Annotated in this window: 16 protein-coding genes; 11 read left to right on the top strand and 5 right to left on the bottom strand. The window is 71.1% G+C overall.

The features are described 5' to 3' along the window. Positions 1-457 precede the first annotated feature (457 nt). Entirely contained in the window at positions 458-1,576 is a 1,119-nt protein-coding gene (locus tag E5N76_RS24855; RefSeq protein ID WP_235907865.1) for a hemin-degrading factor, read from the bottom strand. Between the two features lie 260 nt (positions 1,577-1,836). After that, positions 1,837-2,013 carry a hemin uptake protein HemP gene (hemP, locus tag E5N76_RS24850; RefSeq protein WP_149540214.1) on the bottom strand — a complete coding sequence of 59 codons (177 nt, stop codon included), beginning with the start codon at positions 2,011-2,013 and terminating at the stop codon, positions 1,837-1,839. A gap of 254 nt (positions 2,014-2,267) precedes the next feature. Here hemP and E5N76_RS24845 point away from each other — a divergent pair, with 254 nt between their 5' ends. After that, positions 2,268-3,614, top strand: coding sequence for an LLM class flavin-dependent oxidoreductase (locus tag E5N76_RS24845; RefSeq protein WP_149540212.1), 1,347 nt, complete (start codon positions 2,268-2,270; stop codon positions 3,612-3,614). A 355-nt stretch (positions 3,615-3,969) separates the two neighbouring features. On the opposite strand, the gene E5N76_RS24840 is transcribed toward E5N76_RS24845, so the two are convergent. Next, entirely contained in the window at positions 3,970-5,187 is a 1,218-nt protein-coding gene (locus E5N76_RS24840) for an acyl-CoA dehydrogenase family protein (protein WP_149540210.1), read from the bottom strand. A 186-nt stretch (positions 5,188-5,373) separates the two neighbouring features. Beyond that, positions 5,374-6,030 carry a GNAT family N-acetyltransferase gene (locus E5N76_RS24835; RefSeq protein WP_235907864.1) on the bottom strand — a complete coding sequence of 219 codons (657 nt, stop codon included), beginning with the start codon at positions 6,028-6,030 and terminating at the stop codon, positions 5,374-5,376. Positions 6,031-6,275: 245 nt separating this feature from the next. On the opposite strand from E5N76_RS24835, the gene E5N76_RS24830 reads away from it, so the two are divergent. Then, on the top strand, positions 6,276-7,511 hold the full coding sequence (locus E5N76_RS24830; protein ID WP_149540208.1) for a CaiB/BaiF CoA transferase family protein: 1,236 nt from the start codon (positions 6,276-6,278) through the stop codon (positions 7,509-7,511). A 198-nt stretch (positions 7,512-7,709) separates the two neighbouring features. Here E5N76_RS24830 and E5N76_RS24825 read toward each other — a convergent pair whose 3' ends face one another. Beyond that, positions 7,710-8,393, bottom strand: coding sequence for a GntR family transcriptional regulator (locus E5N76_RS24825; protein ID WP_207792106.1), 684 nt, complete (start codon positions 8,391-8,393; stop codon positions 7,710-7,712). Between the two features lie 195 nt (positions 8,394-8,588). On the opposite strand from E5N76_RS24825, the gene E5N76_RS24820 reads away from it, so the two are divergent. The 9 genes from E5N76_RS24820 (at position 8,589) to E5N76_RS24780 (ending at position 15,530) form a co-directional block, all read left to right on the top strand. Then, entirely contained in the window at positions 8,589-10,103 is a 1,515-nt protein-coding gene (locus tag E5N76_RS24820; protein WP_149540204.1) for a hypothetical protein, read from the top strand. 46 nt (positions 10,104-10,149) lie between these two features. Beyond that, positions 10,150-10,881, top strand: coding sequence for a TenA family transcriptional regulator (locus E5N76_RS24815; RefSeq protein ID WP_149540202.1), 732 nt, complete (start codon positions 10,150-10,152; stop codon positions 10,879-10,881). A gap of 105 nt (positions 10,882-10,986) precedes the next feature. Further along, positions 10,987-11,310, top strand: coding sequence for a 2Fe-2S iron-sulfur cluster-binding protein (locus tag E5N76_RS24810; RefSeq protein ID WP_149540200.1), 324 nt, complete (start codon positions 10,987-10,989; stop codon positions 11,308-11,310). Between the two features lie 11 nt (positions 11,311-11,321). After that, complete coding sequence (locus E5N76_RS24805; RefSeq protein WP_149540198.1) at positions 11,322-11,621, top strand: ferredoxin; 300 nt, start codon at positions 11,322-11,324, stop codon at positions 11,619-11,621. Then, positions 11,618-11,932 carry a 2Fe-2S iron-sulfur cluster-binding protein gene (locus E5N76_RS24800; protein ID WP_149540196.1) on the top strand — a complete coding sequence of 105 codons (315 nt, stop codon included), beginning with the start codon at positions 11,618-11,620 and terminating at the stop codon, positions 11,930-11,932. The genes E5N76_RS24805 and E5N76_RS24800 overlap by 4 nt, the downstream gene beginning before the upstream one ends. Further along, positions 11,929-12,408, top strand: a complete 480-nt coding sequence (locus tag E5N76_RS24795; RefSeq protein WP_149540195.1) for a GlcG/HbpS family heme-binding protein — start codon at positions 11,929-11,931, stop codon at positions 12,406-12,408. Before E5N76_RS24800 ends, E5N76_RS24795 begins: the two co-directional genes overlap by 4 nt. 195 nt (positions 12,409-12,603) lie before the next feature. Continuing rightward, a complete protein-coding gene (gene purH / locus E5N76_RS24790) occupies positions 12,604-14,181 on the top strand; it encodes a bifunctional phosphoribosylaminoimidazolecarboxamide formyltransferase/IMP cyclohydrolase (protein ID WP_149540193.1) in 1,578 nt (525 codons plus the stop codon). A 131-nt stretch (positions 14,182-14,312) separates the two neighbouring features. After that, positions 14,313-14,915 (top strand): class I SAM-dependent methyltransferase, encoded by a 603-nt coding sequence (locus E5N76_RS24785; RefSeq protein ID WP_149540191.1) that lies wholly within the window; start codon positions 14,313-14,315, stop codon positions 14,913-14,915. Positions 14,916-14,924: 9 nt separating this feature from the next. After that, on the top strand, positions 14,925-15,530 hold the full coding sequence (locus E5N76_RS24780) for a carbonic anhydrase (RefSeq protein WP_149540189.1): 606 nt from the start codon (positions 14,925-14,927) through the stop codon (positions 15,528-15,530). Positions 15,531-15,615: the final 85 nt, after the last annotated feature.

The raw sequence follows: 15,615 nt of genomic DNA, 5'->3' as shown, positions 1-15,615 counted from the left end.
TCTGCAAGCTGAAGGACTTCAAGCGCATCGCCATGCGCAGCGAAAAGACCGACCAGAGCTTCGCCGCGATGATCTACCTCGCCACCACCGTGATCCACTCACGCTAAATCTCAACAGACCCTAGAGCAGATCGCCGGAGGGCGGCATCGCCGGAGGCGTGAATCTGCTCTACAATCCATAAGCCAGAGCGGTTTCGCGCTGCACAGTCAGCGTGAAACCGCTCTAGTGTCCCGATTCCGCAGTCCTGCGGATTTCGTTCTCGGGCCACTAGCTTTGTTTTCAGTGGCCTGCCTGTCCGCTGCGGTCGCTGGACATCCAGCGAACTTCGCGGGCAGCCCGGCCTGCAAGAGCCGTCCGGCGTTCGGCCCGGGCGGGCGCATTCCCTGCCCTGGCGGCGCGGCTCAGCGGCGGCGGGATGAGCGGGCGCGGCCGGGCAGCGGCGGCAGGGCCCGGCGGGTCAGGCCGCCGCCTCCGCCGTCGCGGCATGGCGCTCCGCCACCTCGGCGGCGATGGCGCGCCAATCCTCGCGCTCCTTCTGCCCCGGCTTGCGGGCGCCGAAGAGCTGGGCGAGGACGCCACCTGCCGCGTCCAGCAGCTCGATGCTGGTCACCGCGCCATCCTCGGTGGGCTTCACCACGCGCCAGGCGGAGGCCACGCCGGCCTCCCGCAGATGCAGGTTGAAATCCGGGTCCAGCACGTTGAACCAGCCGCCGGAGGAGGGCAGCAGCCGGCGGATCAGGCCGGTATGGATCTGGATGGCGGAGCGGTTGCCGACGAAGACCATGATCGGCACTTGCTGCTCCGCCGCCAGGGTCAGGGTGGCGCGGCCGGCCGCGGCGGGGTCCAGCGGGCGGGAAAGGTCGTCGCCGGCCAGCGCCAGGGCCTGGCGGCGGCTGGCGCGGTGCTGGCGCAGCAGCTTCACGAAATCATGGGTGTCGCGCAGCGCCAGCCAATCGGTGCGGAGCGCGGCAGCGTCCACCGCGCCTTCGGCCTCCGGCGCCGCGCGGGGGGTGGCCCGCTCCGGCGGGGGCGGCAGGGCGGGGGCGGCGAAGCTCGCCACCAGCGCGTCCCAGGCGCGGAGATCGGTGCGGCCCTCCAGGGCGAAGATCTTGTGCGCCGCCTCCCCCGCCTTGTCGAAGATCTGCAGGGAGGGGCGCGGGCCGCCGACCGCGAAGGCATGCGCCCAGCCGCCGGGGAAGAGCCGCAGGTCGATATCCGGACCGAGGACGAGGATATGGCCCGGCCCGCTCGAGATCTCCTCGAACCGGCCATGGCGCTCATGCACCGCGTGTTCGTTGCGGGTCAGCGCCATCACCGGGCCGAGGCTGCGGCAGGCGACGATCAGCGCCGCCCAGTCCGGCCGGAGCGGGGTGGCGGGGCCGGTGACGCCGCTGCCCACCAGCGCGGCTTCCGTGGCGCCGAGGCGCTGGGCGGCGTCCCGGGCGCGGAGCTGCGGCAGGCTGCGGCGCAGCTCGACGTAGCGTTCGGCCAAGGGGCGCTCGGCCAGCGGGCGTTCCGTCTGCGGGCGTTCGCCAATCGGGCGTCCGCCGAGGGGGCGTGGGGCCAGGGAGGGCACGGGCGGGGTTTCCTTCAGGGTCAGCGCGGACAGGGTCGAGGGAGGCGAGACGACGCGGCCCCTCCCCCGGGTGGCGATGCAGCGTCCGTCGCAGGGGCGGGTTCGACAGGGCGCATCGCAGCGGCGCCCCAGGGCGCGGGCGGCGCCATCCTGCGGGAGCTGGCGGGAGGCGCAGCGGGCCGCACCCCCTGCAGGTCACCGGCGGGGCAAGGCCGGGCGCCCTTCCCCGCCATGCCGGTCTGGCTGGCCTGGGGAGCGGGCTATTTGGTCAGGATGAGCTTGCCGGCGGCGGTCAGCCGCAGGCGATACATATCCTCGCCATGGCGGATGCCGACTTCGCGGTTGCCGCGAAGCAGGTCCGCGCTGACCAGGATATGGGGCGGCCGCGGAGCGGGCGGCGGCCGCAGGGCCGGTTCGGACTTGACGGTCTCGGTCATATGGCACCTCCGGGAGCGACTCCTCGCTGTTGGGCAGCTTAATGTGATTGAGAGGCATTCGCAACTGCGCTGAACCTCCGGGCGACGGTAGAAAATTGCACCTCAAGCTTCTTTTTTTGCATGGCGGCGGCGGAACGGGCTCCAGGCCTTATTTTCAGTGGCCTGCCTGTCCGCGCCGTTCGCTGGAATCCAGCGAACAGAGCGGGCAGGATACCGGGATGCGCCGCCGCCCCTGCCGCGCCCGGAGCCCGCCCATGCCCGACCGCCGCCAGCTCAACCTGAACCTCTTCATCTACCCCGACGGCCACCATGAAGCGGCCTGGCGCTACCGGGAGGCCGAGATCGGCGCGCTGACGCAGCTCGGCTGGTACCAGGCCCTGGCGCAGCGGGCGGAGGCGGCGAAGATGGATGCCGTCTTCTTCGCCGACGGCCCGGTGCTGGCGCAGAACATCGCCTTCGCCCCGCGCTTCCGGCTGGAGCCGACCACCCTGCTCACCGGCATCGCCGCAGCGACGCAGCGGATCGGGCTGATCGCCACCGCCTCCACCACCTATCACGAGCCCTACAACCTCGCCCGGCTGTTCAGCTCGGTGGACCATCTGAGCGGCGGACGGGCCGGCTGGAACATCGTGACGACGACCGATGCCGGCGCGGCGCAGAATTTCGGGCTGCCGGAGCACCCGCCGCATGCCGAGCGCTACGCCAGGGCGGAGGAATTCCTGGAGGTGGTCACCGCGCTCTGGGATTCCTGGGAAGACGATGCGGTGATCGCCGACCAGGCAAGCGGGCGCTATGCCGACCCGGCGAAGATCCACCGGCTGGACCATGCGGGACAATTCTTCAAGGTGCGCGGGCCGCTGAATTCGCCGCGCTCGCCGCAGGGGCGGCCGGTCTATGTGCAGGCGGGGTCCTCCGAGGATGGCCGCGGCTTCGCGGCACGCTGGGCGGAGGCGATCTTCACCGCGCACCAGACGCTGGACAGCGCGCAGGAATTCTACGCCGACATCAAGGCGCGCGCCGCCGGGCTGGGGCGGCGGCCGGAGCAGGTGAAGGTGCTGCCGGGCCTCAGCCCCTTCATCGGCGGGACGGAGGCGGAGGCGAAGCGGCTGCAGGCCGAATTCGACGCGCTGGTGCAGCCGGGCTACGCGCTGCAACAGCTCGGCGCGATCCTCGGCGTGGATGTCTCGCGGGAGGCGCTGGACGCGCCTTTCCCCGAGCATCTGATCCCCCGGCAGGGGCCGCGCGCCGCGGCCTCGCGGCTGCAGCTCGTGGCCGGGATCGTGGCGCGGGAGAAGCCGACGCTGCGGGAGCTGCTGCACAAGCTGGCGGGGGCGCGCGGGCATTTCGTGCTGGCGGGGACGCCGGAGCAGATCGCCGGCCATATCGAGACCTGGTTCACCCAGGGGGCGGCGGATGGATTCAACATCATGCCGCCCTGGATGCCGGGCGGCTTCCACGCCTTCGCGGCGGAGGTGATCCCGCTGCTGCGGCGGCGCGGGCTGTTCCGGGAGGAATACACCGGGACCACGCTGCGGGAGCATTACGGGCTGGATCGGCCGGAGAGCCTGTTCGCGGCGGGGGCGAGGCGGCTGGCATCCTAGTGTCCCGATTCCGAAGTCCTGCGGACTTCGCTCTCGGGCCACTAGCTTTTGTTTTCAGTGGCCTGCTTGTCCGCTCCGTTCGCTGGAAATCCAGCGAACTTCGCGGGCAGGACACTAGAGCATTCTCCCTGCGCCGAGGCGCAGAGAGGGTGCTCCAGGTCCTTGTTTGAGCCAGCGAGCAAATTACTCCGATCAGTGATTCCACCTGATCGGAGCTTGCTCCGGCAGCCCGGCTGCCCGCCCTTCCCGCTGCCCGTTGTCCTGCCGCGGCTTTGCCGCGGCAGGCTGTGCGAGGCGCAAGTCAGGCGGCGACTCACGGGGCCCCACGAAGCCGCGCCAGCGGCTTCGTGGGGAGCTAGACGAACGCCTCCCGCTGCGGCACCCCCAGCAGATGCCGCCCCACGGTTTCCAGATGCCATGGCGTTCCCTGCAGATGCTGCGAGACCGCCATGGCGTCGCGCAGGCGCCGCTCGAAGGGATTGGCCTCCAGCACCGAGGTCGTGCCGCCAGCGCGGTAGCAGGCCACGGAAATATCCGTCGCCTCCCGCATCGCCGTGGTGGTGGCCAGCCGCACCGCCATGCGCGTCGGCATGCTCAGCGCGCCACTCCCCTCCGCCTCCGCCCAGGCCTCCTTCAGCGTGCCGAAGAGGTACATGCGGTGGGCGCGGAGCTTCGCCTCCAACTGGGCGATTTCCGACTGCACGCTGTGATTCTCCGCCATGGGCTGGGCGCCGGCACGGGCCTGCTTGCCGCGGGCCAGGGCGATGTACTCGTCCAGCAGCGCTCGCGCCACGCCGAGCGCGGTGGCGGAGAAGCCCGCCGCATAGCAGAGATGCGAGGTGAAGAGGGTGACCGGCGTGGTGATGCGCCGCTCCGCCAGCCGGTCCCGAAAGCAGGCATGCGCGTCCGGCACGAAGAGATCCGTCACCTCATAGGCATCGCTGCCGGTGCCGCGCAGGCCGAGGGCGGCCCAGCCGCCCAGGATGCGCGCCTGCTCCTTGGGGAAGATCACCGTCACATCCTCCGGCCGCCCATCCGGGCCGGGGCGCGGCGTCCCATCCTCCAGCACCACCGGCACATGCGCGCCGATCAGCACGGAATGGCGGCTGCCGGAGCCGAATTCCCAGGCGCCGGTGACGCGGTAGCCGCCCGGCACCGGCACCGCCTTCGCCTTGCCATGCCGCGCCCCCCAGGCCAGCGCCGCGCGGCTATGGGCGAAGAAGCGCTGCGCCACCTCCGGCGCCAGGTAGGTGGCGCTGCTGAGGACGGAGACATTGCTCTGGTTCACGCACCAGGCAGTGCTGGCATCGCCCACCGCCACCGCCTCCACCACCTGGGCATAGGCATCCAGCGGCAGGGCATCGCCGCCCAGCTCCGGCGGCAGCAGCAGCCGGTGGAGGCCGGCATCGTGCAGGGCCTCCAGCACCGGGGGGGTGAGCTGCATGGCGCGGTCGATGGCCGGGCCCTCGGCCGCCAGCAGGGGCTGCAGGGCACGGGCCCGGGCCACGGGGTCCGGCTGGGACATGGGCGCCGGGGGCGGCGGGGCGACGGGCCGGAGATCGGCGGCGGCCATATGGGTCCTCCCTGTCTGGTTGTCCGGCGAGGCTAGCATAGGGCCGCGCGGAGCCCAAGTCGGTCGATTGACCAAATCGGCTCAGGAACGGGCCGCCATGGGCCGTCCCGACCTTCCGCCCCGCGGCGATACCGGCGGCCGCGCGCCCGCAGCGCATGCCGTTCCTCCCCTGTCGAGAGGAGGCTATCAGCCTGACGCCGCCGCGGGGAAGCCCGTCGCCGCGCGGGTGAGACGGTACAGCACATGGCGTTCCAGGGGATGGCCGGGCGGCAGGCGGGGATGCCGGAAATGCCCGACCCGCGCCATGCCGAGCCGCTCCATCAGCCGCCAGGAGGGGGCGTTGGCCGGGACGGTGAAGGCGAGGATCTCTGCCAGGCCCAGCCGGGCGAAGCCGAAGCCCAAAGCAAGGCGGGCAGCTTCCGCGGCATAGCCCTGGCGCTGCGCCGCGGCGGCCAGGCGCCAGCCGATCTCGATGGCGGGCGGGGCGATGCGGCAGGGCGGGGTGCTGTCCTCGGTGGCCGCCTCCCAGGGGATGTGGAGGAGGCCGACGGCGCCGATGCAGCCGGGCTCGCCCCGCCGCTCCGCCGCCCAGAAGCCGAAGCCATGGGCAGCGAAATGGGCCTGGAGGCGGGCCATCCAGGCATCGCTCTCGGCGCGGGTCATGGGCGCGGGGAAGTGCCGCATCACCGCCGGGTCGGCGTTGAGGGCGGCCAGCGGCGCGGCATCCTCGGCCCGCCAGGGGCGGAGGAGGAGACGGGCGCCTTCCAGGGTGACGGGGTCCGGCATGGCGCCAGCCTTCCGGCTGCGGGCGGCGACGGCAAGAGTGGGACGGCGTCGCGCCATGCCTCGGGGGCCGGGGGCAGGAGTAGAGGCATGGCGTCAGCCTCGCGGCGCCGGGGGGCAGGAGTAGGGGCCATGGCACCGGCCTCGCAGGGGCGCTGTTCGCGGCCTTCGCCGCGTTGCCATGCCGCCGCGGCACCCTTCGCCACGCGGCTTGTCAGGTGGTTTGCCGCGGCGTTTGCCCCTGGCGCGCCCGGCGCCTAGGCTGGCAGCTTCACGACCGGACCGGGAAGGAAAGTCGCCGCATCATGGATGCCCTGCCCCAGACCCCTGGCCTCGGCCTTGCGCGCTCCGCCGGCGCGCTGGCGGGGCTGCGCGTCATCGACCTCACCCGCGTGCTCGGCGGGCCCTATTGCACCATGGTGCTCTCCGACCACGGCGCCGAGGTCATCAAGCTGGAGCCGCCGCAGGGCGACGAGGTGCGCGACTGGGGCCCGCCCTTCGATGCGGACGGCACCGCCAGCTACTTCCTCAACATCAACCGGAACAAGAAATCGGTCGGCCTCGACCTCTCGAAGCCCGAGGGGAAGCAGGTGCTGCTGCGGCTGCTGGAAGGCGCCGACGTGCTGATCGAGAATTTCAAGCCGGGCAGCATGGAGAAATGGGGCCTCGGCTACCATGAGGTGCTGAGCAAGAAATTCCCCCGGCTGGTGCATTGCCGCGTCTCCGGCTTCGGCGCCACCGGCCCGCTGGGCGGCTTCCCGGGCTATGACGCCGTGCTGCAGGCGATGACCGGGCTGATGAGCATCAACGGTACGGAGACGAGCGGGCCGACGCGGCTGGGGACGCCGATCGTCGACATCGCCACGGGCCTGTTCTCCACCATCGCCATCCTGATGGCGCTGCAGGAGCGGGAGCGGAGCGGCCAGGGCCAGTATTGCGACATGACGCTGCATGATTGCGGCATGGCGCTGCTGCATCCGCATGCCCCCAACTACTTCCTGAACGGCAAGCGGCCGAAGGCGACCGGCAACCCGCATCCGAACCTGGTGCCCTATTCCAAATTCCGCACCAAGACCTGCGAGATCTTCGTAGCCGCCGGCAACGACCCGGCCTTCCGCAAATTCTGCGAATTCCTGGGCATTCCCGAAGTGGCGAAGGATGAGCGCTTCGCCACCAATGGCGGCAGGGTGACGAACCGGGAGGCGCTGACGGAGGTGCTGGAAGCCCGCTTCGCCACCGAGGACGGCCACGATCTCTGCCGCCGCATGCTGGCGGCCGGCCTGCCCGCGGGGCCGGTGCTGCATGTGGACGAGGCGATGCAGGCCGACCACACCGCGCATCGGGAGATGGTGACGGAGCTCGGCACCTATCGCGGCCTCGGCACGCCGATCAAGCTGAGCCGCACGCCGGGCGGCACCCGCGGCGTGCCGCCGCGCTTCGCCGAGCACACCGAGGAGGTGCTGGGGAAGAACGGCTTCTCCGCGGAGGAGCTGAAGGCGCTGAAGGCCAGCGGCGTGCTGGTGGAGACGCGCAAGAAGTAGCGCTAGAGCGGTTTCACGCTGACTGTGCAGCGCGAAATCGCTCTAACTTATGGCTTGTAGAGCAGATCACGCCTCCGGGCGATGCCGCCCTCCGGCGATCTGCTCTAGCTGTTGCCCTGCCGCGGCTTCGCCGCGGCAGGCTGCGCAAGGCTTCTCGGGGTCCCCGCGGCGCCGCGCAGCGGCGTCGTGGGGATGAAATCAACCTTGCATCGCGTCCTTCGCCGCCCGGTGCACATGCCGCGCCGCCAGCAGCGCGGCGAGTTCCTCATCCCCCTCCGCCACCGCTTCCAGGATGGCGGCGTGCTCCTTCCAATCCGTCGCTGCCCGTGCCGTGCCGTTGCGGCGGAACACCAGCTCCGTCCGTTCGCGCAGCGGCCGCATCAGCTCCGCCAGCGCGCGGTTGGCGCCGGCGACGGCCAGCAGATCGTGGAAGGCGGCGTTGAGCCGCGCCAGCTCCTCCCGCGGCGCGCTGGCCGCCGCCGCAGCGCCGCGCGCCAGCAGGGCGCGGATGCGGGCGATGGTCTCGGGGTCCTGCCGCCGCGCCGCCAGCTTGGCGTTCAGCCCTTCCAGCACGGCCCGCACCTCGATGAGGTCCTGGGCTTCTTCTTTCCCCACCTGCACCACCCGGGCGCCGCGGCCGCCGGAACTGCCTTCCGCCGGCACCGCCAGGCCTTCCGCCAGCAATTGCTTGATGGCCTCGCGGATCGGCACGCGGGACATGCCGAGATCGGCGGAGAGGCGTTCCTCCACCAGGCGTTCGCCGGGGGCGAGGCGGCCGGAGAGGATGGCGCGGCGAAGGATGTTGAGTGCCTGGGCGCTGAGGTTGCGCCGGGGTGGGTTGCCATGATCGCCGTATACATCAAACGTAACATTATCAGGCACGCCTGGCTCCTTCCGCCCGCATTCTAGGCCGCATCCGCCCGGAGAATGGGCATTATTCTGCATGACCGGGCCTTCGCCGCAAATTGCGTCACCACCCTGCCCTGCTTTTCGTTGACTTGGCCAATCGCCGTATACAACGATGCCGGCGATGCCCGGGCCTGGCTCCGGTGCCAGCTCGGGGGAAGGCGCCGCCGCATGGATGTCCCGCTCACCGCCACCCACTGGATATATCTGCTCGGCGTCCTCGCCATCGTCCTCACCATGGCGCTGCGCGCGAATGTGGTCGTCCCGGCCATCCTCGCCACCTGCCTCACCGCCCTCGCCTTCTCCGGCAGCCCGGTCGCCGCCGTCATCGCCGTCTTCGGCGCCTCCCTCGCCGCGGCGAAGGAGCTGTTCAGCATCTTCCTCGTCATCGCGCTGATGACCTCGCTGCTCAATGCCCTGCGCCATATCGGGGCGGACCAGCGCATGGTGCGGCCTTTCCAGAAAGTGATGACCAGCGGCCATGTCGCCTTCTGGGTGGTGGCCGGCGCCACCTATGTGATCTCGCTCTTCTTCTGGCCGACGCCCGCCGTGCCGCTGGTCGCCGCCACGCTGCTGCCGGCGGCGATCGCCGCCGGCTTGCCGCCGCTCGGCGCCGCCATCGCCATCGCGGCGGCCGGCCAGGGCATGGCGCTGTCCTCGGACTATGTCATCCGCGTCGCCCCTGGCATCAGCGCCCGCGCCGCCGGCCTGCCGGACGCCGCGGCGCAGGTGGCGGACAAGGCGCTGGTGCTCTCCCTCGTCACCGGCGGCGTCGCGCTCGGGCTCGGCTACCTCGCGGTGCGCAGCGCCATCCGGACGCCGAGCCAGGCGCATCTCGCCGCCTGGCAGGCCGGCGCCAGCCTGGCACAGCAGCGGGCGGCGCTGCACCCGCCGCCCGGCGGCTTCGACAAATCCGTCATCGCCCTGCATGCGGCGGAGGCCGAGCCCCTGCCGGAACCCGGCGCGCCGCCGCCGGCGACGCGCTGGACCGGGCTCTTCGCCAGCCTCACGCCCATCGTCTTCTTCCTCGTCGTGCTTTGCATGGTGCTGCCGAAGCTGGTCCCCGGCCTGCCGGAGCTGCGGGGCGGCGACGCCGCGGCGCTGGTCGGCGGCAGCGCCCTGCTGCTGATGCTGCTGGCGAGCTTCGCCGCGGACGGCGCCGGCGTGCTGGACAGCGCGGCGGACCATGTCGTGGACGGGCTGGTCTTCGCCTTCCGCGCCATGGGCACCATCCTGCCGATCGCCGGCTTCTTCTTTCTCGGCGCCCGGGAATTCGCCGGTCCCATCCTCGGCCTGGCGCCCGGCGCGACGGCACCCGACCTGCTGTTCGAGCTGGTGCACGCCGTCGAGCACGCCATTCCGCAAAGCCCGTCGGTGGTCGCCTTCGGCGTGCTGGTCGTCGGCATGGTCACCGGCATCGACGGCTCCGGCTTCTCCGGCCTGCCGCTCACCGGCGCGCTCTCCGGCGCGCTGGGGCCCGTGGCGGGGATCCACCCCACCACGCTCGCCGCCATCGGCCAGATGGGCGCCATCTGGACCGGCGGTGGCTGCCTGATCGCCTGGTCCTCCCTCATCGCCGTCGCCGGCTTCTGCCGGGTGCCGGTGCTGGAGGTGGTCCGGGTGCTCTTCCTGCCGGTCATCGCCGGCCTCGTGCTCTCGACCCTGGCCGCGGTGGTGCTGTGGTGACCCCTCCGGCCATGCCTTCGCCGCACCGACAGAAAAGGACAACGCCATGACCGCGCTGATGGACCACGACGAATTCCGCGCCGCGCTGGAGAGCGCTATCAAGGGCCGCAGCGCGAACACATCGCCCTTCAGCATCGCCTGGGCCAGCGGCAAGCTGAGCCGGGCGCATCTCGCCCGCTGGGCGGAGAACCACTACCACTATGTCGGCCCCTTCGCCGACTACCTGGGCTATGTCTATGCCCGCATGCCGGCGCAGTACCAGGAGGCGAAGGATTTCCTGCTGGCCAACATGTATGAGGAGGAGATCGGCGGCGACCGCCATACGGATCTGCTGATCCGCTTCGCCGAGGCCTGCGGCACGACGCGGGCGCGGGTGACGGATGAGGCGAACATGTCCGCCACCACCCGCGCGTTGCAGAGCTGGTGCTACTGCATCGCGATGCGGGAGGATCCGATCGTCGCCGTGGCCGGGCTGGTAGTAGGGCTGGAAAGCCAGGTGCCCTCCATCTATCGCCGCCAGACCCCGACCCTGCGGGAGAAATACGGCTTCACCGATGAGGAGGTGGAGTTCTTCGACCTGCACATCGTCTCCGACGAGATCCATGGCGAGCGCGGCTACCAGATCGTGCTGGAGCATGCGAACACGCCAGCGCTGCAGCAGCGCTGCCTGAAGATCTGCGAGATCGGGGCGCAGATGCGGCTGCTCTACACCAACGCGCTGTACCGCGATTACGTGGAGCAGGAGCTGCCGCTGCAGGAGCTGGACCTTGCCGCCTGAGCTGCACCGGCCGGGCACCCCGCGCGCGCCGGCCGGGCATGGTCTGGTCGCGTGATTCACGCGTCCGGTGACCGGACCTCCAGCGATCACGCTTCGGGAAACGCCATGCCGCAGGTGACCTTCCGCAAGGGCGAGGAGTCCTTCACCGAGGAGGTGCCGGACAACACCAACCTCGTCGTCCGCACCGGAATCAGGAAATTCCCCTTCCCGCATCTCCGCTTCGGCTGCGGCATGGGCAAATGCGGCAAATGCGCCTGCCGCGTGCTGGCGGGCGCCGAGCACCTGCCGGAGCCGAATTGGAAGGAGAGGAAGGTGCTGGCGGAGCGGCTGGAACAGGGGCTGCGCCTCGCCTGCCAGCTCTGGCTGCACCATGACATCGCCCTCACCCAGGATGGCGTGACGCCGCCCCCGCCCCCCGCACGGCCCTGAAGGTTCCCGCCATGTACGTGATCCTGACCAGCAAGCCCGGCCAGTTCCGCACCGAAGCGGTGGCGGGGATCGTCCCTCTCGAGGCCTATGACTACCTCTTCGGCAGCACGCCCAAGGCTCGCTTCGTCATCGCCGAGCTGCGCGAGGCGGTGAAGGTGCGGGTGATCGACGAGGGGGAGCCGCCGGTGGTGAACCTGGTCCCGGCCAAATTCCTGCCGCGCTACGCGACGCTGGAGGCGGCGCGGGCGGAGTTGCAGCACCTCGCCGCCTTCGGCAGCCTGCGCGCGGCGCTGCGGCCGGTGCCTGCATGATCACCGTCACCTTCCTCTCCAATGGCGGCCGGACGGCGACAACCGCCGAGAGCACCAGCCTGCTGCGCCTCTCCATCCGGGAGAGGGGCGGCATTCCCTTCAAATGCGGCGGCGGCCTCTGCGGCACCTGCAAATGCCGCATCGAGGCAGGGCGGGAGAATACCGACGCCATCAAGCCGAAGGAGCGCAAGCACCTGACGGAGGAGCAATTCGCGGTAGGCTGGCGCATGGCCTGCCAGACCTTCGTCACCGGGGATGTCAGCGTCTCCTGGCCCCCACCGCCACCCAAGCCTGGAAGCCCTGCCGCATGAAAGCCGCGCTGAAGCTGGAACGCCACGAGGCCCGCGCCATGGTCGATGCCGCGCTGCGGAAGGCCGCCGAGATCGGCGTGCCGCAGAGCTGCTGCGTGACGGATGAGGCGGGCTTTCCCCTGGTGCTGGAACGCATGGACGGCGCCCGGGTGACCGGGCCGCAGATCGCCTGGAACAAGGCCTTCACCGCGGCGGGGCATAAGCGCGCCACGCATCTGTTCAATGCGCCGCCGAACGGGCCGGCGCTGCCGGGGAACGAGGCTTTCGGCATCCAGTGGAGCTTCGAAGGGCGCTTCGCCGTCTTCGTCGGCGGCTTCCCCATCGTCGTGGAGGGCGCGGTGGTGGGCGGCATCGGGCTGAGCGGGGGGAATGGCGAGCAGGATATCGCCTGCGGCCTCGCCGGCCTGGCGGCACTGGCGGAGTTGCTGGCGCCGGAGGGGCGCAGCGTGCTGGTGGAGGCGGATATCAAGCGGTAGCGGCTTGAGGAGGGCTTTGGCTGCGCCCCCCTCAAACGCCCCACCCGCCAGGGGCGAAAGGCCTTTCGGCCCTCGAGTTTGGCGGCCCGCCCCCGCGGGACGGGGACAGGCAGCAGGCGGGGCAAGGGCCAGGCCGGTTGCCTCCGGGGGGCGGCCGGGTCTATCCCGCGGCCCTCCCCGGCCGGAGTCCCCGCCATGTCCGATATCGTCCCGATCCGCCGCGCCTTGCTTTCCGTCTCCGACAAGACCGGGCTGGTGGAATTCGGCCGCTTCCTGGCGGCGCAGAGGGTGGAAATCCTTTCCACCGGCGGCACGGCCAAGGCGCTGCGGGAGGCGGGCGTGCCGGTGAAGGACGTCTCCGAGCATACCGGCGTGCCGGAAATGCTGGACGGGCGGGTGAAGACGCTGGTGCCGCAGGTGCATGGCGGGCTGCTCTTCCGCCGGGACCTGGCGGAGCACCGGGCGCAGGTGGAAGCGCATGGCATTGCGCCCATCGATCTGGTGGCGGTGAATCTCTACCCGTTCGAGGCGACGGTGGCGCAGGGCGCCGCCTTCAACGACTGCATCGAGAACATCGATATCGGCGGCCCGGCGATGATCCGCAGCGCCGCCAAGAACCACGCCCATGTCGCAGTGCTGACCGAACCCGGCGACTTCGCCGCGGTGCAGGCGGAGATGGCGGCGCAGGGCGGCACGACGCTGGCCACCCGCAAGCGCCTGGCCGCCGCCGCCTATGCCCGGACGGCGGCCTATGATTCCGCCATCAGCCGCTGGTTCGCCGGCGAACTGGGCGAGACCTTCCCGCCCCGGCTGAGCTTCGCCGGCGTGCTGAAGCAGGGGCTGCGCTACGGCGAGAACCCGCACCAGCAGGCCGGCTTCTATCTGGACGGCTCGCAGCGCCCCGGCATCGCCACCGCGCGGCAGGTGCAGGGCAAGGAACTCTCCTACAACAACATCAACGACACCGACGCGGCCTTCGAATGCGTGGCGGAATTCGCGGAGCCGGCGATCGTCATCGTCAAGCACGCCAATCCCTGCGGCGTGGCGGTGGCGCAGGATCTTTCCGCCGCCTGGGATGCGGCCTTCCTCTGCGACCCGGTCTCGCCCTTCGGCGGCATCGTCGCGGCGAACCGGGTGCTGGATGCGGCGGCGGCGGAGAAGATCGCCGCCATCTTCACCGAGGTGGTCATCGCCCCCGATGCCGACGACGCGGCCAAGGCGATCTTCGCAAAGAAAAAAAACCTCCGCCTGCTGCTGACCGGCGGGCTGCCGGACCCGGCGGCGCCGGGCCTGGCCTTCCGCAGCGTCGCGGGCGGCTTCCTGGCGCAGACGCGGGATGCCGGGCGCGTCGCCGCCGAGGGGCTGAAGGTGGTGACGCAGCGGGCGCCGACCGCGGCGGAGCTGGCCGACCTGCTCTTCGCCTTCCGGGTCTGCAAGCATGTGAAGTCCAACGCCATCGTCTATGCCAAGGGGCAGGCGACGGTCGGCATCGGCGCCGGGCAGATGAACCGGGTGGAGAGCAGCCGCATCGCCGCCTGGAAGAGCGAGGCGGCGGCCAGGGCGGCCGGGCTGCCGGAGCCGCTGGCCAAGGGCAGCGTCGTCGCCTCCGACGCCTTCTTCCCCTTTGCCGATGGGCTGGAGACGGCGGCCGCGGCGGGCGTGACGGCGGTGATCCAGCCCGGCGGCTCGATCCGCGATGCGGAGGTGATAGCCGCCGCCGACAAGGCCGGCCTCGCCATGGTCTTCACCGGCATGCGGCACTTCCGGCACTAGATCCCCACGAAGCCGCTGCGCGTCTTCGCGGGGCCCCGCGAGTCGCCTGGCGACGAGCGCCTCACACAGCCTGCCGCGGCAAAGCCGCGTCAGGCATCGGACGGTCCGGTTCCAAGGGGGGAGCTAGGCAATTGAGTTCCGACGCAGAGAACATCGTCGGGCTGTATGAGCGCCACGCGGCGCTGTTCGCGGCGCAGCGCAGCACGGCGCTGTTCGAGCAGGGCTGGCTGGACCGCTTCCTGGCGCTGCTGCCGGCGGGGGCGGCGGTGCTCGATCTCGGCTGCGGCACCGGCGTGCCCATCGCGCGGCATCTGCTGGCGGCGGGCTGCGCGGTGACGGGGGTGGATTCCTCGCCGCGGATGATCGGCTTCGCCCGCTCCACCCTGCCGGCGGGCGAATGGCGGGTGGCGGATATGCGGCACCTGGCGCTGGGGCGGAGCTTCCAGGGCATTCTCGCCTGGGACAGCTTCTTCCACCTTGCCCAGTCGGATCAGCGCGCCATGTTCCGGGTGTTCCGCGCCCATGCGGCTCCCGGCGCGGCGCTGCTCTTCACCAGCGGGCCGGCGCAGGGCGAGGCCTTCGGGGAGTTCGGTGGCGAGAGGCTCTACCACGCCAGCCTGGACCCGGCGGAATACCGGGCTCTGCTGGCGGCGGAGGGGTTCCGCGTGGTGGCGCATCGGGCGGAGGATCCGGACTGCGCCGGACATACCGTGTGGCTGGCGCAATTGGCATGAGGGGGCGCGATGCAACGCTTGATCGAAGGCTATCGCCGTTTCCGTGAGGAGACCTGGCCGCAGCAGCGGGCGCGGTACGAGGCGCTGGCCGCGGCCGGGCAGGCGCCGGAGACGCTGGTGATCGCCTGCTCGGATAGCCGGGTGGATCCGGCGGTGATCTTCTCCGCCGCGCCGGGCGAGCTGTTCGTGGTGCGCAACGTCGCCAACCTCGTGCCGCCCTACATGCCGGATGCCGCCTTCCACGGCACCTCGGCCGCGCTGGAATTCGCGGTGCGGGTGCTGCAGGTGAAGCGGGTGGTGGTGATGGGCCATGCGCAATGCGGCGGCATCCGCGCGCTGCTGGAAGGCGCCCCGCCCGAGGCCAAGGATTTCGTCGCCGGCTGGATCCAGATTGCCGCCCGGGCGCGGGAGCGCGTGCTGCGCTGCGACCCGGCCGAGCGGCAGGAGGAATGCGAGCGCGAGGCGATTCGCCTGACCCTGGAGAACCTGATGACCTTCCCCTGGGTCGCCCAGGCCGTCGCCGAAGGCCGGCTGACCCTGCATGGCATGCATTTCGGCGTGGCCACCGGCCGGCTGTTGCAGATGGATTCCTCCGGCGGCTTCGTCGTGGTTTAACGCAGGGGTAGCAGGGCCTTCGGCCCTGGTGGAGAGCCGGAGGGGACGTCGCGCGCCACAGGGCGCGCGCCGCGGCAAGGCCCCT

This window comes from Siccirubricoccus phaeus (genome assembly GCF_008360935.1).
Lineage (GTDB): Bacteria > Pseudomonadota > Alphaproteobacteria > Acetobacterales > Acetobacteraceae > Siccirubricoccus > Siccirubricoccus phaeus.
The sequence above is the reverse complement of the archived record's forward strand: the minus strand, read 5'-3'. Positions and strand labels throughout refer to the sequence as shown.